Consider the following 21,801-nt stretch of genomic DNA (forward strand, 5'->3'; position numbering starts at 1 on the left):
TACTTTATTAAATGGTAAATATTATTTTACTGGTTAACAGTGAGCCAGCGCAGGTGAAAGCGTTTCAGCAGCAGGCGATAATGCTTTCCCGGTTCGTTTGATTCATACAGGCAGTACACAGTTCCATCCGGCCCGATAGCCAGATCTGAATAACCGGATCCGCCCGCATCCAGTACTTTTTGCACCGTCCAATGCTGCCCTTCATCATTGCTCAGCTTTACTGTCAGGTTACGACGTAAGGGCTTTTGCATATCCCTGGAGTCAGGGTTTACAAACAGCAAATGTCCTTTGCCAGCGCTGATAATGCTGGCCATACAAATAGGCTCGAATAATGCCGTATCAAATACAGGTTTGGACCACCCCCCTGCCCCATCGGCGCTATAACTTACCGCCCTGCGGCGCACCGGCGTTTCATTCCGGATATTCAGCATAACCCTTCCGTCCTGCAATTCAACGGCCATCGTTTCACTTGGGTCTTTGAACTCCGGTGAAGCATTCGCAACGATCTCTCCCGCTTTCCATGTTTTACCAAGATCATCGCTATAGATGGTGGCGATACAGGAAGGATGATGGCTTTTGTTGAGCGACAACCAAACCGGCACCACTAAACGTTTATTCTTTAATTGAATAGCGTGACCAGGACCAGGAGCCAGCACCTTCCAGTCATATACAGGCCTGAAAGCCTCAAAAGCATCAGTAATATTCACGGGCGCAGACCATGTTTTTCCATCATCTGTTGACCGGGTGTAGTAGGCTGTCGCATAGTTGCGCTGATATAACAGATGGATAGTTCCGTCCTGGTCTACTATTGGAGTAGGATTGCTGGTAGGTTGCCCTGCCTGTCTTGCGGCGATCACCGTCTGTGGTTCCCAGCTGGCACCTCCATCTGTGCTGCGGCGCATCAGGAGGTCTATATCTGCCCAGTCGCTGGCGCTGTTCACCCTGCCTTCACAAAAGGCCAGCAGGGTGCCTTTCTTTGTTAATACCAAAGCAGGTATCCGCATGGAAGTATAGGCGCCGCTAACAGGTTCAAATACTGAAAAAGTTTCCGGGCCCTGTTGATTAGATGTGATCCTGGCCGATCTGCAAGCTGTCAGTCCAGGTAAAACGCTTATCAGTAACAGTAGTGAATATGCCAATCTTCTCTTCATAAGGATCGCTTAGTCTTTAATATCGATACAAAATTCAGGCAGGATTACCTGTACAGCGCTGGGCTGCAAGGTAAGTGCAAACTGCAGCCTTTCCAGCGATAGCTGGGGGCTCATGTGACTACATCCTACCTGGAAGGGCAGCTGTGCCGCATTGCATTTATCTGCGAGCAAAGCATTGATCCGCCGGAATTCTGTTTCTGTTTGGTTATAGAACTCACCGGCAGTACCGTTGGAATAGATACCGTTCACGCGCATGGCGATCAGTATATCAATTTCTTCTGCCAGCAGCGTATAGCTGATACTGTTATCCTCATTAACAGGCACTAACAGTGTAGCCCAGTTTCCGTAGATCTCACTATGCGTTAACGGTGTCAATCGTTGTTATTTAAAATCGTCCAGTGAAATGATCTTATAGGCAATACCTTCATAAGGCCTTGATACGCCTGCCTCATACAGGATGGCCACTTTATTTTCGGTGATCATCACCATATCAGAATAAGCGGATGGGCCTGCGTATACTGCATACGCTTTTGACCAGGCAGCACCTTCATCTGTGCTCATCTTAATGGTCAGATGATCGCGGGAACCGCTGGCTGCATTAGAGAATAGCAGCAGATGCTGGCCGCTCCGGCGGGTGTCCAGCAGGCTTCCCTGACATTGCGGATCCAGCAGGGTGTAATCTGAACGTACATCTCCCCAGGTAGCACCGCCGTCATTACTGGTGGCTACTCCTCTTGCGGGCGTGCCCCTTCTCATGTTGAGCATGAGCTTTCCTCCAGTCAGCTCAGCTACCGTGCTTTCTCCTACGTTATCCTGGCGGGTGGTATCACCGGGCGTCCATGTGCTGCCGCCATCATCAGAGTAAAGCACATGAGCATAGTCTTTTCTGCTGCCATTCTTAATTAGGCTATAGTAGCAGGGAACCACCAAACGGTTCTTGTGGGCGCCTTCCTTTACCTGCAGTCCATGACAGGGACCGGTGCCGTACCACCTCCAATACGGTCGCTTTGCTACGGCAGTGATTTCGACGGGTGCAGCCCATGTTTTTCCGTCATCAGAAGAGTGGGTGACATATACCCTCCGGGTATCATGCCCCGTAGCGTTATTGATATCGGAATAGTTATCCTCCCCATGGTTCCAGGTCATGAGCACATGAATATCGCCGGTCTGCTGATCTACTACAGGCACCGGGTTGCCACAGGTATTGGCGTTATTATCCCATACGGTGATCATGTTCTCCCAGGTCTTTCCGCTATCCACTGATCTTTTCAGTACAAGGTCTATATCGCCTGCATCACCTGCGCTGCGTTTTTTGCGGGCTTCTGCAAATGCTAACAGTGTCCCTATCTTTGTTTTTATAATAGCCGGTATCCGGTAAGCCTCATATCCATAAGTGTTCTGCGAATAGATAAATGGAATGGCTGGTTCCTGGCTCATAGTATCCGGGCCATCAGGCCTCGGTGTTACTGTATTGTCACTGCTTTTGCAGGATGTTGAGTAGCTGATAATAATTACGCAACAGATCAATAATCGCCGGCTTTTAGCATATATCCAGTTCATAAGCTTCGCTGTTTTGATTAATACCCTTCTGTTTGTTCCAGCTTAGGATTAAGATCGATCTGTGGGCGCGGGATCGGGAAATACAACGGCGTTTGTTTTCCTGCCAGGTTAGGCACCTCCTGGTATACGTTAATGCTGCCACCGGCGTGGAAGCGGAACAGGTCGGGCCAGCGTTTCAGCTCCAGGTAAAGCTCACGGAAACGTTCGTCCAGTATTTCTTTTTCCACCGCTATTTTGTCCTGAGCACCTGCGTAAGCCGCGATACCTGCTCTTGCACGCACCTTATTGAGCTCAGCCATTGCTTCAGGAACACGGTTCAATGCAGCCAGCGCCTCTGCCTTAAAGAGGATCATTTCTGCAAGGCGGTAGATAATAATATCGCTATCGTAGTAACGGTCGTCATTAGCATAATTGGTGCCTCTCATCTTATTATCAAACCTTCCCATTACCGTACCATCGGGCGCCAGGGCTTTGATGATCGCTTCGTTCAATCGCTTATCGTCCGGGTTCTTCAGGTAAAGATTTTCCAGTTTAAGGCTGGGCGAGTAAGAGCTTCTTGCATATTTCTTGGAAAAGGCGATGCTGTTCTTGTTGGTGGCATTCTGCACAAACAGATCGCGGGGTTTTAGCTGACTGCTATAATGGCTTCTCACGGAATTGTCGCTACCAACTTTTTCATCCTTGTTGAAGTGAATGGCAAATATTACTTCCTTACCTTTCCTGTTGTCAGTAGCGTATATTTTCCAGAAGGTTTCTTCTAATGCGAGTCCGGCGCTTGCATTATCAGCCGCATCCAGTGCTGCTTCCAGGTCTGCATTACCGCCTTTCAGCACTTTTGCTTTCCACAGCAGCACATCTGCTTTCAATGCAAGTGTAGCTGGTTTGGAGGCCCTGCCTTTGTTCTTGTATCCTTCTTCCGGGAAGAGCGTCATAGCAGCGTCTATATCAGCGAGTATTTGGGCCATTACATCATTCAGCGGAGCGCGGGCTGGCATCGCTACATTATCATTCTCTGTTGGTGTTGTTATCAGCGGCACTTTCCCCCAGATCCTGATCAGGAAGAAGTATGCGCTGGCTCGCAGGAAACGCGTTTCTGCCATTGTGCGGTTCTTATTCGCCTGTTCTGAAAAAGAGATGCCTTCACCATATTTCAGCAACAGGTTACAGCTGTGGATCACTTTGTACATCTTATCCCAGTTGGGCGCGCCACTCTCTGTTAAGTTCTGCGTCCAGGGGGTGGATAGTCCTGCTTCCAGTCCGGGCTCAAAAGCATCTCCACGGTCTTCCATGTAGTAAGTGGTGTTGATAGCATCCCGGTAAGATTCGTAGGTACCGGTCAGATAACCGGCCACATCGCCTTCTGTTTTCCAGTAGTTGGCGCTGGTGATGGAGGATACCGGATCAACGTCCAGCAGGCTGTTACATCCCGTATAAAGGGCCATGCTGCTGATACAGGTAAATATGATGATAATACGTTTTTTCATGTGGATCATTTTGTGTGTTCACTAAAAAGTGCCTTTGATGCTGAAATTAAACTGGCGGGGACGCGGGTAGGATCCCCTGTCAAAACCCTCGTATATTTCCGGCATCAGTCCATCATACCCGGTGATATAACCAATGTTATACATACCGGCAAACAGCTCTACACCACGTATAAAAGTATTTTTCAGGAAACCGGCGTTGAGCTGATAGCTGAGCGATACTTCCCTGAAGGCCAGGAAATCTCCCTTTGAAAAATACAGGCTGTTGTTGCTGGCATATCCGGTGCTGCCTATCTGGTTATCCCACCGGAGGTGATTGCGGAAATCATAGTCAACATCGCTTTGCACCGTATACTTGGGAATGGTGGCGATATCGCCCTGCTTCTTCCATGTTTTGTCACTCAGCTGGTCGGTAATGGTCATGTTGTTATTACGGCCGCTGGCATTGGAGCGGGCGCGGAAACCGTTATCGATTATGTGTCCTACGGCATAGTCTACCACCGCACGCAGGGCGAATCCTTTATAACGGAAGGTGTTGGCCATGCCACCGGTTTTGTCGGGGCGTATGTATCCCATAAAGATCATGTCTTTGTTGGTGATACGGCCATCCTTATCCAGGTCAGCCCAGATAGCGTCGCCGCCTTTCTTCTGGCGTCCTTTGGCGTTCTCGTCAAAGGGCGCATTCTTGGCATCTTCATCCGTTGCGTATACGCCGATCATAGCATAGGCCCAACGCTGCCCAAAGCGCTCGCCTTCTGCAAATCCGCCTACCTTCCTGGTTTGGCCGGTGGCGGGGTCGCATATATAGTTGCCGCCGATACGATTCTTGTCTTCACCATTAGCCGGGAGCTTTACCACTGTCGACCTGTTGAAGGCAAAAGTGAAATTCACATCCCAGGAGAAATTCTTCGTTCTCACTGGCGTGGCCGCCAGCTCTACTTCAAAGCCCCTGTTGCGGATCGTACCATAGTTGCTCTTGATAGAACCAAAACCGGAGTAAGAAGGAATCGGTTTATCAAAAAGGCGGTTACTGGTTTCTTTGTTGTAAAAGTCCAGCAGCAGTGTAATGCGGTCTTTAAACAAACCTATATCCAGGCCAACATCGGAAGAAGTGGTGGTTTCCCACAAAAGGTCCTGGTTGGGAAGGGTGGTATTCTGCAGGCCTACTTCGCCCATGTAGTTATAACCGGTGCTGTAGGAACCCTGCGAATCAGAGAAGCTAAGGTCGTTATTACCTGCTTTACCCCAGCTGGCGCGCAGCTTCAGGTTGGATACCGTGCGGCTCAGCGGCTGCCAAAAATCTTCCCGGTGAATGTTCCATCCGGCAGATACGCCAGGGAACAAGGCCCAGCGGTTATTTTCTGCAAAACGGGAAGAGCCGTCGCGGCGCAGGCTGGCGGAGAACAGGTATTTTGCATCAAAATCATAGTTCACACGCCCAAAGAAGCTTAGCACCACATCTTCAGATATGGTAGTAGATGTTCTTTGTGTTTCCGGCTTTGTAGCGTTCAGCGTTTTGATGTTATCAGTAGCTGCGCCGTACCCTTCGCCATGAAATTCGTTGCTGTAATGATTGATATAGCTGGTGCCCAGTACGGCGTTGATGTGATGTTTACCTGCCAGCTGTTTATCGTAGGTGAGCAAGCCATCCACCTGCGCTTCTCTCAGCTGGTCATGATCTGCAGAAGCATCACGGCGGGCATTGATCTCGTTGGCTGCTTCAAAGCGGTTCTCCACGCCTTCCGTTGTGAACCAGTAGAAAGCCGGTGAAAATGTAAGCCCAGGTAGTATGTTCCAGTCGGCGCCCAGCCTGAATGTGGTGCGGTATACTTTAATATCTGTATACTGCTCCTTATAATATACTTCATGATTCCTGTTGCGGTAATCAGCCTTCCCTTCTCCCGGCGCAGGTTTACCGTCCTCGTAGTTCAAGCGGTAAGTAAAGGGCATGGTCACCGAGCGGGCCAGCACGTTCTGATAGTTATTGGGCGCGTTGGCATTACGGACCTGGTAACCGATGTTGGTATTGATGCTTAGCCGGTCGCTGAGCTTATAAGTGCCGTTAAAAAGCCCGGTATAGTTCTTATAGAAGGTACCGGATACAATACCGTCCTGGTTAAGGTATCCCAGACCCAGATAATACGTGGCCTTGTCTGTTCCGCCGCCTACGTTAAAATCGTATTCATGTTTATAAGCTGTCTGGAAAGTTACATCCTGGTAGTCCGTCTCTTTAAAGATCAGTTGCTTACCGGTAACAGGGTCTTCCATTGTTTGCCATCCTTCTTTGTGCAGCAGCTGGTCTACATATCCCTGCCCGTAATTCTGCACGTAGGTATCGAGGAATTCCAGGGTATTTTTGCTGTTACGCGGGTTACCGGTAGACATGCCATAACGCCCGCCGGTAAGGAAAAAGTCAGGATTAGTGGTATTGTAGTCATGGATGTTCTTACGGCTGATATAAATATAATCCCTTGCACTGGTAAAGGGATGTTTCTTGCCCTGCTCTTCAATGCCGTGTGTATACCTGAAGTTAACGACAGGCTTTCCGGCGCGGCCTGATTTTGTTTTAACGATGATGATGCCGTTGGCAGCTCTTGCCCCGTATATGGCCGTGGATGCTGCATCTTTCAATACCTGCAGGGATTCGATATCATCCGGGTTGAGGTCGCTGATATTTCTCATCACACCAACAATACCGTCCACAATGATCAGCGGTGCATCGTCCTGCGGAGAAGTAGAGCTACCGCCCCTGATGAATATTTGGGGATTAGCACCGGGCTGACCGTCAGAGATCTGCAGGGAAACGCCTGCCACTTTGCCCTGCAGCTGATTCAGCGGATTAGCTGCCGGTGCATGTGCAAACTCTGCCTGGCCTACTTTGGAAATGGAACTGGTTACAGTTGCCCTGGATTGGTTACCATAACCGATGGCTACTACTTCGCTGAGGCGTACAGCGCCTTCCGTTAAACGAATATTGATCACGCTGTTGCCCGCTACAGGTACTTCCTGTTTTTCCATCCCGATCAGGCTGAATACCAAGGTGGCGTTATCTGCCGCATCCAGCAGGTAATTACCGCGTTCATTGGTAATAGTACCTTTGCTGGTGCCTTTCTCTGCCACTGTTACGCCTGGCAGCGGGGTGTTATTGGCATCTGTTACCGTTCCTTTTATAGTGATTTTCCCAGCGGCCCCGGTGGGTGGGGAAGTCCTTTCCTGGGCAGTGGCCACAGTGGAGAGGAACAGTATAAGGACCGGCAATAGTCCTTTGAACAGAATAATAGGTAAATACTGTTTCATAACGAGAATTTTGTACAGAATAAATCTTGGTTGCTAGGGACTGATATGTTAATATGTATTACATAATGTAAATGTATACATTTATATTTGTTAGTTCCAAGCTTTAGGCTTATTTTTTTTGAAACAGGAATTTCCCGCCGGGGAATGCACCGGCTGCTTAAACAGTATAAAAAGGAAAACGGGGGGACTTACAGTATCTTGTAGTAGGGTTCCAGGTGTTTGCGCATGGCTTTGCGGAATGATTCAGGGGTTCCCTTACGAAGGATTTGAACCAGGTCGCGGTGGGATACTGATCCCACGCGGGCGTCTCCTTCCAGTGCTTCTGTTAATTCGCGGGCGTATTCAAATACAAATCCCAGCATACCCTGAAACCGGTAGAGGGTGTGGTTACCGGCCATATGATAAAGGGTGCTGTGAAATTCGATATCATATTTAGCATGATCGGCCAGGGTTACCGCATGTTTTTCTTCCTCCTCCACTATCTTATCCAGCTTAGCAAGGTCTGTTTTGTTGCGGCGCATGAACAGCAGATCGCTCACCCCCATCTCAACGATCAATCGCAGTTCAAACAGCTCTTTCATTGATTCGGCGCCCAGTAAGCGGGGGTCCATCATCCTGTCCATACCGCTTAATATATCAGGCTCTGTGAGCACCATTCCACGGCGTTTACGGGAGTCTACCATTCCCAGCATCCGCAGGCGGCTAAGCGCCTCTCTTACCACCGCACGGCTTACATTGAGGGCAAGGGCAAGATCTTGTTCCTTGGGCAAGGCGTCTCCGGGTTTATATCCCTGCTGGAGGAAATAGTTCCGCAGCCGTTCTTCCACCTGGTCTGCCATGTTCATACTTACAATAGGCGCAATATTCAGCACTCCCGCCTCTTTAGCCTTTCCTTGCCCGGTTGTTGACATGGGGAATAGAATTTAATGATATATATGTTGATATGTATTACCAATCTGAAGTAAAAATAGTCAATTCTTTCGCTAAATAAATATTTACCTTTAAGAGATCACCTGTACAATAGCATCGTATGTGGAAACTTCTGACCTTGGTTTTTATACCACTCATTCTTCTTTCTTCTTCGCGTCTGGCAGACGATACAGATAAAAAAACACTGATCACCGGTGCAGACCAGGTAGCACGCTATCTGCCTTATTTGAAGGGAAAAAGAGTGGGCCTGCTGGCAAACAATACTTCTATCATTGGTAATAAATCCATTGCCGACAGTTTAAAAGCACTAGGCGTAGACATCAGGATGATCTTTGGCCCTGAGCATGGCTTTCGCGGCAACGCCAGTAATGGCGCGCATGTAGGCGATGAAATTGATCCCGCTACAGGTATCCCTGTTGTTTCCCTGTATGGCAATAAAAGGAAACCTACGCCGGAAGAAATGAAGGCGATCGACATCATGATCTTTGATATACAGGATGTAGGCTGCAGATTCTATACCTACATTAATAAGCTGGCAGATATCATGGAGGCCTGTGCCGAATCCGGTAAAGAGCTGCTGATCCTTGACCGTCCCAATCCGAACGGATATGTTGATGGTCCTGTACTGGATATGAAACTGAAATCCGGGATAGGCAAATTTCCGATCCCCATCACCCATGGCCTGACCATCGGTGAATTTGCCAGGATGATAAACGGTGAAGGATGGCTGCCCGGCAAACAACAGTGCAAGATCAAAATAATTACGGTGCAACATTATGCGCATAATATGGACTATACCTTACCGGTTGCTCCCTCTCCTAACCTCAATACGCAGCAGTCCATCCTGCTATACCCTTCCCTGTGCCTGTTTGAAGGCACCATCATCAGCCAGGGACGGGGCACTCACATGCCATTCACGGTATTGGGCAGTCCTGCACTGAAAGGTATTTACCAGTTCTCCTTTACCCCGGTAAGCATACCAGGTATGTCTGAAACGCCTTTACACCAGGACCAGGCCTGCTACGGACTGGACCTCCGGCAATATGATATGACGGCGCTTCGCCACGATGGCCGCATTAATATTAAATGGATGATAGAGATGTACAAAGCCTATCCTGTGAAGGACAAGTTTTTTGACAGGTCACAGAGTAAGCAGATGGGAGATATAGATAAGCTGTCGGGCACCACCCTCTTCAAACAACAGATCATAGCCGGCAAGCCGGAAGCGGAGATCCGTAAAAGCTGGGAACCTAAACTGTCTGCTTATAAGGCTATGCGTAAGCAATATCTTTTATATCCCTGACCAGGAGTCATCACTTCGTCCATCTCTGCGCAATCTTTACAGCTGTTTCTGTCATATGGGGCTCCCATTGTTCTATCCGCCAGTCGGACCGGGGAGGAACATTCCAGTAAATGCATCGCCTCCTCATAAGAGGCGGATGATTCAAGGATGGCGGAAAGCTCCAGCTGTTGTTGGTAAAGTGTCGCATCTTCTGCTGCTGTTCCGGTCGATAAGGGGCCCTATCATCATGTGTATCTATTCTTACGCTGCGGGAAGATTTGCAGCAGATACCTCCCTGTATAGTGATTTCAGGACTAGACAAACGCCTTACTATAGCGGTCTACACCCAGGATGTCCGGTATATGTCCGGTATATGTCCGGTATATGTCGGGTAATTGACGGGTAGATGTTCGGTATCTTTAAAGATACGGGACATCTACCTCTAAACTAGTTAAATAATACAGCGTAACCAGTACGAACTCGTATATAATAGACGAGGCCGTCCCCTTTCAGAGACGGCCTCGTCACAGCTTTTATCAGTATATTAACGTTCCAGCCTGAAACCAGGCTCCAGCCGTGGGCGTTGCCCGCTATTGGCCACAGCAAAGCCGGTAGCATACATCCAGCGTGCAAATTTAGTGATCTTCTCTATGTTCATAGCCGCAGGCTCATCTCCCGGCGTATGATAGAGGGAATGGGGAAGAGAGCTGAAAAACAAGGCAGGAATATTCTTCTTGGCATAAGGGAAATGATCGCTTCGGAAATACCAGCCTTCAGGGTGGGTAGCTTTATCCCAGGCAGTATCCAGCTTGAATGCGGGCCCTCTTTCGTTCTCCTGCAGGGCGATATTTACCAGGTCGGATGAGCTGCGGTGAGGAGGGATCACTCCCAGCAGCGCAGCGCTGTCTGGTGCATTGGCGCCGATCATATCTCCATTCAGCACGGCCACCAGTGATTCCCGCGGAACGGTAGGATGATCTGCAAACCAGGTAGAGCCGAACAAGCCACGCTCTTCTGACCCGTGCCATACAAACAGCGCAGAACGCCGGCCCGGCTGCCGGTGAAAAGCCCTTCCTATTGCCAGCAGTGCCACACTTACCGTTGCGTTATCGTCTGCACCGTTGAATATCGAATCTTTACCGGGTTCAATATTGCGAACGCCATCATGGTCCTGGTGCCCGCTGAACAGTACGTATTCATTAGCCAGCCTGGGATCGCTGCCTTTTACCCGCGCTACTACGTTCACGGAAGGGTAAGTAAACTTCTCACTGTAGATCTGTGCTGCGATCTCCTGTCCCGGCTTGCGTACCAGTTCCAGCGCTTCTTTTTTCAGCCAGATAATGGGAATACCGTTCAACAGCTGCCGCTGGAACAAGCTGCCTTCTATCTGGTAAGAGCCGCGGTTGGCATATTGCGCTGCCCGCGCCCAGCCTTTTTCTGCCAGCTCATCTGAAACAAAGATAATAGCTTTTGCGCCCAGCGCAGCCAGTTTCCTGGCCCAGGCAGCGATCACAATGCCGCCATAACGGGTGGGCACATGCACGCGCGGATCTTTAATCCCCTTGTCTGAAAACTGCAGGGCCACCGCCTTGCCTGCAATATCTGCAGCAGCTGCCGTTTCCGGGTCATTCAGAAATACAAGTGGCGCCTGTACACTTGCAAAAGAAGGCTCGTATATGATCGCATCCTTCCAAAGAACAAAGGACCGCTCACCAATGGAGAATGTGCTGTTAGCGCTAACGCGTTCGCGTATAAGCGGAAAGAACTGGAAATAGGTACCGTCATCCCCCGCCGGTTCCAGGCCTGCTTTCCTTGCCTCTTCGGCCAGCCATACGGATGCTTTCAGCTCATCCAGCGTACCAGCCTCCCTGCCGCGAAAATGATCATCCGCCATCGTGTAAAGGTCCCTTTTGATATCCTCCTGGCGGATGGCGCCGATTGCACCTTTTCCCTTCTGCGCATGGGCCGTGGCGAGGGTAAAAAATAAACTTATAACTAAAAAAGCACTGCGGTATAACATGATGAGTTATTTATAGGATAATGATCGTATAGTCTACCGGTTTAGTGGATAAAAATAAACCCTTATAAATTCTCTTCCAAAACCTATATCTTTATTTAGTAACAAACACCACGCTTAACGAGGGCATGTGTATTATACCACCACGTTAAAAACCCTGCAACATATGAACTGGAAACATGCGGTTTGCTTTATTGCGTTAATGGCAGTATTGCTGCTCCCTTTTGGCAGCGCCGGCCAGGATACGGTAGCGATACAAATTAACCTGGACAAAAGTAAAGGACCGATGCAGCCCATCTGGGCCTGGTTTGGCTATGATGAGCCGAACTATACCTACATGAAAGATGGGAAAAAGCTGCTCACCGAAATTTCACAACTCAGTAATGTACCGGTGTATGTACGCGTACATAGCCTGCTGGTAACCGGCGATGGCAAGGCCGCCCTGAAATGGGGATCTACCAATGCCTATACGGAAGATGCCAAGGGAAAGCCTGTATACGACTGGACCATCATCGATAAGATATTTGATACCTATATAGAACGTGGCATGAAACCAATAGCACAGATAGGCTTCATGCCCCAGGCGCTTTCTGTAAAACCGGAGCCCTACCGACATCACTGGCGGCCCGACCAGGCGTATGACGACATCTTTACCGGCTGGGCCTACCCACCCAAAGACTATACGAAATTTGCAACACTGGTATATGAATGGGTGAAACACTCCGTGGCCCGCTATGGCAAAGCCGAAGTGGAAAGCTGGTATTGGGAGCTCTGGAACGAACCTAATATCAGTTACTGGAAAGGCACAACTGAAGAATATATAAAGCTATACGATTACGTGGCAGATGCTGTTAAGCGCGCCTTACCCACCGCACATATCGGCGGCCCCGAAGTAACAGGTCCCAACTGGACCGATGCAGCCGACTTTCTCAAAGCTTTTCTTGATCACGTAGTAAGCGGTACTAACTATGTAACCGGTAAAAAGGGCAGCCCGCTGGATGTGATCACTTTTCACGCAAAAGGAGCCCCTAAACTGGTGAACGGCGTTGTGCAAATGAACATGGGCACACAGCTACGGGATATCGATAAAGGTTTTGAGATAGTAGCGTCTTATCCTACGCTGAAGCATCTGCCAATTATCATCGGTGAGTCTGACCCTGAAGGATGCGCTGCCTGCTCTGAGAATTTCCATCCACAGAATGCCTACCGTAACGGTACCATGTATTCCAGTTATACGGCCGCATCTTTTGCCCGGAAGTATGAACTGGCGGCAGCCCGCGGCGTTAACCTGGCAGGCGCTGTTACCTGGGCCTTTGAATTTGAAGACCAGCCCTGGTTTGCAGGTTTCCGCGATCTGGCCACTAATGGAGTAGATAAGCCTGTGCTGAACGTGTTCCGGATGTTTGGGATGATGCAGGGAAACCGGGTAGCAGTAAGCGGCGATCTGGCATACGACTTTCTGAAAATACGCGATTCCAGCGTTAGGGGCGCCCGGGCGGATATCAGTGCACTGGCCACGCTGGATACCCGCAGTGCCGCTATCATGGTATGGAACTATCATGACGATAACAAGCTTTCAGATGGGAAACCTGTCACTATTACCATCCGGGGTATCCCTGCAGCGAAAGCTTTATTGCAGCATTTCCGTATTGACCAGGAGCACAGTAATGCCTATACCGCATGGAAAAAAATGGGATCTCCCCAGCAGCCAACACCTGATCAGGTCAACGAACTTGAAAAAGCAGGGCAACTGCAGTCGCTCTCATCGCCGGAATGGGTACACACGGAGAACGGAACCGCTGTTATCCGTATGCAGTTACCCCGGCAAGCCGTTTCATTGCTGAAATTTTACTGGTAAATAAGTATTATTGCAGCATTCCTCTTGCTATGAGCATCTATGCCTTATTGCTGGTAGTAGCGGCAGCTGTGCTGCATGCTGCCTGGAACCTGATCACAAAACAGGTGAACGGCAAACTGCCTTTTTTCTGGCTGGTTTCGCTGGCCTCTTCCGTTATATGCCTTCCTTTCCTGTACCTGCAGGCCAGCAGGGAACACCTTACTTTGAACCTGATGGTAAGCGGCTTTGCCGTGGTTAGCGCTATCCTGCATCTGCTTTATTTTGTGCTGTTGCAAACAGGGTATCGCAAGGCCGACCTGTCCATTGTTTACCCGGTAGCACGTGGCGCAGGGCCGTTGTTCTCTGTGGCTGGCGCTGTACTGCTTTTCAGGGAAAAGCCAGGATGGCTGGCCGTCACAGGCATATGTTTTATCATAGCAGGAGTGATCGTTATGACTGGCTTCAGGGTTAGTAAAGACGCCCGTCTGGCCAGGGGCCTTGAATACGGAATCCTTACAGGACTGTTTATTGCAGCATATACACTTTGGGATAAAGCAGCAGTGGTAGACCATCACGTTTCCGCGCTGCTCATCACATTTGCCTCTATGCTGTTTCCCCTCCTGCTCCTCGCGCCGGTAATGCTAAAAAGGCAGGATGAAGTAAAGCAGGAGATCCGCACACACTGGAAACAGGTGATAGCAGTAGCAATATTTCAGCCGCTATCCTACCTGCTGGTGCTCATCGCACTCAAAGGCACACCCGTTACCTATGTAGCGCCGGCCAGGGAGCTAAGCATTGTGGTAGGCGTTTTCTTTGGCGCTAATCTGCTGAAAGAGGCAGATGCAAGAAAACGCATCATCGCAGCCATTGTAATACTTGCAGGCATTGTGCTGCTGGCGCTGGGATAAAAATATACCGGGCGCTTATTCACTGAGCTGCAGCGAGCTGTCGTTGATACCAAATGCATGTTGCTTAAGCAGGTTGATCACTTCTGCCCCTGCCAGTAATACTGGTCCATAACCATGCGCAGCATATACATTTACCGGCCGGTAGTAATAGAATGCCGGATCAAAAGCCATACCTGTACCTACACAGGTGCCCTCTACCTGTCCGCCTGCATTCACTTTTGCTGCCACTGCGTTCCAGGCGAGCAATGCAGCAGGCGCATAGGCCATCGCATTTAACCAGCCCCTGTTCACACCCCTCGCAAAACAATAAGTATAAATGGCCGTAGCAGAAGTTTCGAGATAAGAATCATTACGGTCCAGCAGCTGGTGCCACAGCCCCTGGCCTGACTGGTAAGCAGCCAGTCCTTTTGCCAGCGCCTGGAATTGTGTCAATACCGCTTTTCTGCCGGGATGGCTATCCGGCAATACGTCCAGCAACTCTGTCATTGCCAGCAATGCCCAGCCGTTAGCCCGTCCCCAGTGGAACTGCGGATGTACATCCATTCCCTGTACCCAGCCGTGCATATAAAGGCCCTTCTCCTTATTGAACATTCGCCTGGAGAACTGCAATACCTGCTTTACCGCATCATCAAAGTACTGACGATTGCCGGTCAGCTTTCCCATTTGGGCAAGCGCCGGCACGCTCATATAAAGATCATCCAGCCAAAGGGTATTTTTCTGGGGCCGGTTTCTGGCCAGGGTACCATCTGGCAAACGGAACTCTTTGGAGGAAATGTAGGTGATATAATTATCTGCCAGGGGCCGCAGGTTAGACTGCCCGCCGGCGCGTAATGTTTTAACCACAGCAGCGCACATGGCGCCCGCATCATCCAGTGCATGCGGGAACATCACCGGCCGCAGTGGATTATTGCCATTGCCAGCCTGCTTATAGAGTTGTTTAAAAACAGGCAGCGCGTCGGCAATAAACTGCAGGCGGCGCCTGGTGTAATTGGTAAACTTGGCATCGCCGGTAGCCTCGCCTGCCAGCAACATCCCACAATAGGTAACACCCCATTCATAGCTGGTAAGGCGAAAATCACCCTGTTGCCAGGCGGTTTGCTCATTGATGGCCGCCATATTATCAACACCCTTACCGGTGCTACGATCAATAAAGCGAGCGGGTGTTACGGTATCCAGGTATTGATAGATCCTGTCCAGCACTGCCTTCACACCTTCGGTGGAAGGCGCGCCGTATTTAACAGGATAATCGGGCTGTAGCGCATGCAGCGGCGCTGTTACGTCGTTGGCTTTGGGTTGTGCAAATAACAGTGCGGGCAACAGCAATAAACAAAGGAAAAGAATGTGTTGAGGAATTCGCTTCATAACATGGACAAATGTGTATACTAAAAATAAACAAGCAACATCATTCAGCTGTCCTATACTATCCTGTGCGCATAAAAAAGCAGAACGCCTGACACATCTACTGTCAGGCGTTCTGCATCTCTGCATTCTACACTCAGCATGCTCCCTGATTATGCCGATTGCGGTTCCCTCCTCGCCTCTTTGTTCACATTATTCTCGGCAATTTGCGTAAGCAGGGCATCAGCTTCTTTTTCTTCACCCAGTGTTTGTCCTAATATATTTGCCACCTGTTCATACCCTAATGTAAGGGCCAGCTGGCGTAATCCGCCATAAGTGGCGATCTCATAATGTTCCGCTTTCTGTGCTGCAAAGATCAGTCCAACGTCCCGCTGGGCGGATGCATCATCGGTTTCATCTATTATGTCTTCTCCTTCATCAACAATACCCGCCATGGCCTGACATTTTTTCGACTTCGCTTCCTTTCCGATTATTCCAAATATATCTTCCAGTCTTGTTACATGCGTCCTTGTCTGTTCCAGGTGATTACTAATGGCATTTTTCAGCTCATTGCCGGTAGCAGCTTCCTGCATTTTCGGCAAGGTTTTCACCAACTTTTTCTCTGCCCAGTAAATATCCTGTAGCTGATCCTCAAAAAATTCCTGTAGCTTGGAATCCGCAGCAGTAGCGGCCTGGTTAGCATTTGTATTTGCCATAAAAATAGTTTTTATCTTTCAATAATATCCTTTCTAACGCTGCTTAAACACAATACATAACCATGCCATGCTACTGAAGGGATCTTTAACAACAGGCTATTATACTCACAAAATCAATCAATAATATCGGTCCTGCTCCTTAATATCATTGCCGGGATGCAGGCGCAGCTGCAGCAATGAGTGTTGCATTTCATGTAATAATGTGGAGATACCTGCACATTATTTTAACTGTCGTTGTAAAAAATCTTTTATTAATTCAGCCACTGCTGTATGATGCTCTTCCAGCACAAAGTGGCCTCCATCCAGCAGGTGCAGTTCCGTATTCTTCAGATCACGTGTATAGGCTTCTGCTCCGGGCGCAGTGAAGATCTGATCCCTTTTGCCCCATACGATGAGGGCTGGTGGCTGATGTGTTTTCAAATACTGCTGCCACTCCGGGTACAAGGGAAAGTTAGTACCGTAGTTTTTAAAAAGTGTATACTGTATTGCTTTAACACCCGGCCTTTCCATGAAATAATGATCAGACAGGTAGGCATCCGGGCTTACTCTTTCGGGATAGGCTACGGCATGCAGGTGCTCTTCCTTAATACCTTCCAGGGAAAGCTTATGATAAATAGCCTCATCTATTGCCTTTTCATCTCCTGCTTCGTATAAGCGACCCAGTTCCTGCACGTAAGGCCCAATACCCTCTGCATAGGCATTAGCGTTCTGTATGATCAGCGCCTGTACCAGCTCCGGTCTTTTACTGATGATCCTGAAACCTATAGGGCCGCCGTAATCCTGCATATATAAGGTAAAAGCCTGCAGGCCGAGCTTGTCTATAAATTGTTCCATCACTGCTGCAATGTTCTCAAAGGAATATTGGAAGGACGCCGGAGATGGACGGCTGCTTAAGCCAAAGCCCGGATAGTCCGGCGCTATTACATGATGGGAGGATGAAAGCTCCTGAAGAATATCCCGGTACATATGGGAGGAAGAGGGAAATCCATGCAGGAACAGGATTACCGGGGCATTGGCCGGTCCTGCTTCACGGTAGAAGATATCCAGCCCCTGCACATTCACCGTTTTAAATGTTACGCCATACGTGTGATCAGGAATAATGTTTTTCATGTTACATCAGTTTGTTATTATGTACCATATAGTACAAAATAAGTTAAAAAAAATTATTGCAGTATTTTCAGTTGAAATTCGATCAGTCCACTTAATACTTTAGGGTCTGCATACATTCTGCGGGTAATATTCAATCCATTCCACATTGTGAGCAGGTATCGGGCAATGACGGCAGGATCCTCTTTTGTCTTCAGTTCCCCACTTCCCTGGGCGGTTTTAACAGCATCATAGAAGAGCTGCTCCAGCTGCTTTAAGCGCTTTACTGCTTTCAGCTTAAGCTGGTTGTCCACATTAGACAACTCTGCTACTGTATTGCCCATAAAACAGCCTTTTCCATGCTCCTCTTTCGGGGCCATTGCAATTTCCCGGAAAAACTTTCTTACCTGCTCGGCGGGCCTGTCTGTCTTTGCCAGCGCGGCCTGTAAACGTGCCAGTGAACCGTTGTTGAACTGTTCAAGGGCATTTTCAAACAGCTCTCTTTTCCCTTCGGGAAATGCCAGGTAAAAACTGCCTTTACCAATCCCCATAGCAGCCAGCAGCTCGTCGGTAGAAGCTGCTTCATAGCCCTTGCTCCAGAAAAGATCTGCCGCTTTATCTACCACTTCTTTTTTATCAAATATTTTGGGCCTGCCTGCCATGATTAAAGGTTTACCCGACAAAGATATATACTGTACTCAATAGTACAAAATCATTTTTGACTGTGGGCAGCACCTTCTTTTACCCATGCTATGTGGATAACTATACACGCTCATCCGGACTGTGCTGGGCATTGTCGAGTGGGAATCTAATATGGGCGTAGTTTTTGCGGCAATTCCTACGTTCTGATTCAATGCGCTTATTATGAGTTACTTAATAATGACCGTCATGGCCATAGCAGCCCATATTGCCAGCCTGAATGTTTCGAGTCCTGCGTTTAAGGATAAAGAGGCTATCCCGGCAAGGTATACCTGCCAGGGACAGAATATAAACCCACCGCTTGCGATCAGGGATATACCGGAAGGCGCCAAATCGCTGGTACTGATCGTTGAAGATCCGGATGCACCGGGGGCCACCTTTGATCATTGGGTGGTATGGAACATACGCCCGGTAGGACTGATAGAAGAAAATACCGCCCCTGGTGTTCAGGGCAGCAACAGCGCCGGAAAAAACAGCTATATGGGGCCCTGTCCGCCCTCCGGCTCTCATCGTTATTTATTTAATATCTATGCATTGGATAGCATGTTGGACCTGCCTCCCGGTTCAGACAAAAAAGCCGTAGAAAAGGCAATGAAAGATCATGTGCTGGGAGAAGGCACCTTGTTAGGAGTATATGAAAAAAAAACCAGCTGAACCATAAATAGTGAGCGGTGAAGACGAAGTGCTTCACCGTTCACTCTCATTGTTTCCATCGTTAAACGGAACCTGCTATGACTGAGCCCACCCCTAAGCAAACGCTGGACCAAGCCGCGCACACCACCACCACAAACGGGCACGGCAACGGACACGACCATCACCCAAAGGAAAACTTCTTTTCGAAGTATGTTTTCAGTATGGATCATAAAATGATCGCCAAACAATTCCTGATCACCGGTATGATATGGGCGATCATCGGCGCCGCTTTTTCTGTTATTTTCCGGTTACAGCTCGGTTATGGCGAACAAACTTTTCCCTGGCTGGAAACCGTACTGGGTCATTGGGCAAAGGGTGGGCGTATTACACCGGAAGCTTATTATGCGATGGTAACCATGCACGGTACCATCCTGATATTCTTTGTGCTCACCGCCGGTCTGAGCGGTACCTTCTCTAATTTACTCATTCCTTTGCAGGTGGGCGCGCGTGATATGGCCTCGCCCTTTATGAACATGCTGAGCTACTGGTTCTTTTTCCTGGCCAGCATCGTGATGATGAGCTCTCTGTTTGTTCAAACCGGGCCTGCTTCGGGTGGATGGACCTCCTACCCGCCGCTGAGCGCCCTGGGAGATGCATCCATCGGCTCAAAGATCGGCATGGACCTATGGCTGGCCAGCATGGCCCTGTTTGTAGTATCTCAGCTATTAGGGGGCCTGAATTACATCACTACCATCCTCAATATGCGCACAAAGGGGATGAGCCTGAGCCGCATGCCGCTTACCATGTGGGCCTTTTTCTTTACAGCGGTGCTGGGTGTGCTATCATTCCCCGTGTTGCTCTCAGGCTTTATCCTGTTGCTGATGGACCGCCATGCCGGCACCAGTTTTTACCTGAGTGATCTTTTCGTGGCAGGCAAGGCCTTGTCTAACCAGGGCGGCAGTGCGGTGCTCTATCAGCACCTGTTCTGGTTCCTGGGGCATCCGGAGGTGTATATTGTGATCTTACCGGCGATGGGCATTGTGTCTGAAGTATTGGCCGTTAATGCGCGCAAACCTATTTTTGGCTACCTGGCCATGGTGGGCTCGCTGTTCGCCATTGCCACCCTTTCCTTCCTGGTATGGGCACATCACATGTTTGTAAGTGGCTTGAACCCTTTCCTGGGATCATTCTTTGTGCTGCTCACACTGTTGATAGCCGTTCCGTCTGCCATTAAAGTATTTAACTGGCTGGCCACCATCTGGCGTGGTAATATACATTTTACACCGGCAGCCCTTTTCAGTATAGGGTTTGTGAGCACTTTTATTTCAGGAGGCTTAACCGGTATATGGCTCGGAAACTCTGCAATAGATATTCATGTGCACGATACTTATTTCGTTATTGCACACTTTCACTTAGTGATGGGCGTGTCTGCCATCCTGGGAATGTTTGCAGGTATTTACCACTGGTTTCCCAAGATGTATGGTCGTTTCCTGAATAATACCATGGGCTACATTCATTTCTGGATCACGCTGATAGGCGCCTACCTGATCTTCTGGCCGATGCACTATATGGGCCTGGCGGGAGTGCCCAGGCGCTATTATGATTTCAGTAACTGGGAGTCTTTCAAGCAGTTTGCGGATCTTAACCACTTTATCAGCTTTGTGACCATCATTGTGTTCCTTACACAGCTGCTGTTTGTGTTCAATTTCTTTTACAGCCTGTTCAAGGGAAGAAAGCTTACCAATCCAAATCCATGGAATGCCACCACGCTGGAATGGACCACACCCATTCATCCGGGGCATGGCAACTGGCCGGGCGAAGTGCCGGAAGTGCATCGCTGGGCCTATGATTACAACAAGGGAAATGCGGATTTCCTGCCGCAAACAGCGCCCGTAACGGCAGAAGAAAACAAATGATCAGGAAGCGTGCCTGTATAGATACTGAAGAAAACCCAGGAAGAAGTACCTCCTGCATAACACTTTCTCATAGAGCAGGATGCCTGCTGCGGCACATAAAATACCCGCCAGCACATCCAGGATATAATGGTGGCTGGTGTATACTGCCGCAAACCAGATACCCGGCGTTACAATAGCCGCCAGTACCTTGAAGAAGATGCTCCTGGTCCGCAAGGCAAACACCAGCACGATCAGCGGATAGGCGGAGTGCAGCGAAGGCATTGCAGCAAATACATTGGAGCCTTTGGCATACAGGCCCTGGAAGATACTTACCTGGAAGAACTGGTCAAACCTGATCAGGCCAGCCGTATTGCCCGGTGTATGGGGCTGCAGCTCAAAACCATGCAGCTGCACATACCAGGGCGGAGCAGCGGGGTAGATGTAATAGATCACAAAACCGATCAGGTTCACCAACAGGAAAATGAGCATAAAGTGAAAGAACTGCATCCTGTTGCTGTAGAACAGGTATACCGCAAACACCAGTGGCAGCGGTATCCAGCAGAGATAAAAGAAACCGCACAGCACGTCCAGGAAGGTGGTACTGTGCAGGCGCCAGTATTCATTAGGCGTTAACAATACCCCCTGAGAGCTAATGCCGAACATACTCTTTTCTGCATGATAGATGCTGGCGATATGTACATCCGCAAACTCATAGTTCGGGAAGGCCTTCATATAATCATACAGGATCCAGTAAACAATGAAAATGGAAAAACCTATGATGAACTTGCGCGTGCCGCGGGTAATATAGAACAGGGCGTTGAACAGTCCCACCAGTACCAGCTGATCTGTTTTAAAACCCACCAGCAATGCCGACAGCAGCAGGTAACCTACGCTGATCAGGCTGGTGAGCAGTATTGTTTTACGACTATAGAAAGGAGTTGTGCCAGTTACCGTTGAGAGCGTGTCCATCA

Annotated in this window: 17 protein-coding genes; 5 read left to right on the forward strand and 12 right to left on the reverse strand. The window is 49.1% G+C overall.

Annotation, left to right across the window (positions count from 1 at the left end; all coding sequences use genetic code 11):
• Positions 1 to 26: 26 nt before the first annotated feature.
• From ACR9Y8_RS12360 to ACR9Y8_RS12385, 6 genes are all read right to left on the reverse strand, one after another.
• On the reverse strand, positions 27 to 1,151 hold the full coding sequence (locus tag ACR9Y8_RS12360; protein WP_481213555.1) for a sialidase family protein: 1,125 nt from the start codon (positions 1,149 to 1,151) through the stop codon (positions 27 to 29).
• Positions 1,152 to 1,160: 9 nt separating this feature from the next.
• The gene (locus ACR9Y8_RS12365; RefSeq protein ID WP_481213556.1) at positions 1,161 to 1,526 is read right to left on the reverse strand and encodes a dihydrodipicolinate synthase family protein; all 366 of its coding nucleotides are present in this window, start codon (positions 1,524 to 1,526) and stop codon (positions 1,161 to 1,163) included.
• A 6-nt stretch (positions 1,527 to 1,532) separates the two neighbouring features.
• Positions 1,533 to 2,711: a sialidase family protein gene (locus ACR9Y8_RS12370; RefSeq protein WP_481213557.1), complete on the reverse strand. Its 1,179-nt coding sequence runs from the start codon at positions 2,709 to 2,711 to the stop codon at positions 1,533 to 1,535.
• A gap of 17 nt (positions 2,712 to 2,728) precedes the next feature.
• Positions 2,729 to 4,195: a RagB/SusD family nutrient uptake outer membrane protein gene (locus ACR9Y8_RS12375; protein ID WP_481213558.1), complete on the reverse strand. Its 1,467-nt coding sequence runs from the start codon at positions 4,193 to 4,195 to the stop codon at positions 2,729 to 2,731.
• Positions 4,196 to 4,216: 21 nt separating this feature from the next.
• Positions 4,217 to 7,489, reverse strand: a complete 3,273-nt coding sequence (locus tag ACR9Y8_RS12380) for a SusC/RagA family TonB-linked outer membrane protein (protein ID WP_481213559.1) — start codon at positions 7,487 to 7,489, stop codon at positions 4,217 to 4,219.
• A gap of 188 nt (positions 7,490 to 7,677) precedes the next feature.
• Entirely contained in the window at positions 7,678 to 8,400 is a 723-nt protein-coding gene (locus tag ACR9Y8_RS12385) for a FadR/GntR family transcriptional regulator (protein WP_481213560.1), read from the reverse strand.
• A gap of 119 nt (positions 8,401 to 8,519) precedes the next feature.
• On the opposite strand from ACR9Y8_RS12385, the gene ACR9Y8_RS12390 reads away from it, so the two are divergent.
• Positions 8,520 to 9,722: an exo-beta-N-acetylmuramidase NamZ family protein gene (locus ACR9Y8_RS12390; RefSeq protein WP_481213561.1), complete on the forward strand. Its 1,203-nt coding sequence runs from the start codon at positions 8,520 to 8,522 to the stop codon at positions 9,720 to 9,722.
• A gap of 523 nt (positions 9,723 to 10,245) precedes the next feature.
• Here the strand turns inward: ACR9Y8_RS12390 and ACR9Y8_RS12395 are convergent.
• Complete coding sequence (locus ACR9Y8_RS12395; protein ID WP_481213562.1) at positions 10,246 to 11,721, reverse strand: M28 family metallopeptidase; 1,476 nt, start codon at positions 11,719 to 11,721, stop codon at positions 10,246 to 10,248.
• Positions 11,722 to 11,884: 163 nt separating this feature from the next.
• Between ACR9Y8_RS12395 and ACR9Y8_RS12400 the strand changes: the two genes are divergently transcribed.
• The gene (locus ACR9Y8_RS12400; protein WP_481213563.1) at positions 11,885 to 13,576 is read left to right on the forward strand and encodes a GH39 family glycosyl hydrolase; all 1,692 of its coding nucleotides are present in this window, start codon (positions 11,885 to 11,887) and stop codon (positions 13,574 to 13,576) included.
• Positions 13,577 to 13,605: 29 nt separating this feature from the next.
• Positions 13,606 to 14,463, forward strand: a complete 858-nt coding sequence (locus ACR9Y8_RS12405; RefSeq protein WP_481213564.1) for a DMT family transporter — start codon at positions 13,606 to 13,608, stop codon at positions 14,461 to 14,463.
• A 15-nt stretch (positions 14,464 to 14,478) separates the two neighbouring features.
• Here the strand turns inward: ACR9Y8_RS12405 and ACR9Y8_RS12410 are convergent, their stop codons facing one another.
• The 4 genes from ACR9Y8_RS12410 to ACR9Y8_RS12425 all read right to left on the reverse strand — a co-directional run bounded on the left by ACR9Y8_RS12410 (position 14,479) and on the right by ACR9Y8_RS12425 (position 18,265).
• Positions 14,479 to 15,825 carry a glycoside hydrolase family 88/105 protein gene (locus ACR9Y8_RS12410; protein ID WP_481213565.1) on the reverse strand — a complete coding sequence of 449 codons (1,347 nt, stop codon included), beginning with the start codon at positions 15,823 to 15,825 and terminating at the stop codon, positions 14,479 to 14,481.
• Positions 15,826 to 15,974: 149 nt separating this feature from the next.
• Entirely contained in the window at positions 15,975 to 16,517 is a 543-nt protein-coding gene (locus tag ACR9Y8_RS12415) for a YciE/YciF ferroxidase family protein (protein WP_481213566.1), read from the reverse strand.
• A 219-nt stretch (positions 16,518 to 16,736) separates the two neighbouring features.
• On the reverse strand, positions 16,737 to 17,627 hold the full coding sequence (locus ACR9Y8_RS12420) for an alpha/beta fold hydrolase (RefSeq protein ID WP_481213567.1): 891 nt from the start codon (positions 17,625 to 17,627) through the stop codon (positions 16,737 to 16,739).
• Between the two features lie 53 nt (positions 17,628 to 17,680).
• The gene (locus ACR9Y8_RS12425; protein WP_481213568.1) at positions 17,681 to 18,265 is read right to left on the reverse strand and encodes a TetR/AcrR family transcriptional regulator; all 585 of its coding nucleotides are present in this window, start codon (positions 18,263 to 18,265) and stop codon (positions 17,681 to 17,683) included.
• A 202-nt stretch (positions 18,266 to 18,467) separates the two neighbouring features.
• Here ACR9Y8_RS12425 and ACR9Y8_RS12430 point away from each other — a divergent pair, with 202 nt between their 5' ends.
• Complete coding sequence (locus ACR9Y8_RS12430) at positions 18,468 to 18,956, forward strand: YbhB/YbcL family Raf kinase inhibitor-like protein (RefSeq protein ID WP_481213569.1); 489 nt, start codon at positions 18,468 to 18,470, stop codon at positions 18,954 to 18,956.
• Between the two features lie 77 nt (positions 18,957 to 19,033).
• Positions 19,034 to 20,851, forward strand: coding sequence for a cytochrome c oxidase subunit I (locus ACR9Y8_RS12435; RefSeq protein ID WP_481213570.1), 1,818 nt, complete (start codon positions 19,034 to 19,036; stop codon positions 20,849 to 20,851).
• On the opposite strand, the gene ACR9Y8_RS12440 is transcribed toward ACR9Y8_RS12435, so the two are convergent.
• Entirely contained in the window at positions 20,852 to 21,799 is a 948-nt protein-coding gene (locus ACR9Y8_RS12440; RefSeq protein WP_481213571.1) for a phosphatase PAP2 family protein, read from the reverse strand.
• Positions 21,800 to 21,801 lie beyond the last annotated feature (2 nt).

The sequence above is a fragment of the Chitinophaga sp. SVR4-12A genome (assembly GCF_056754765.1).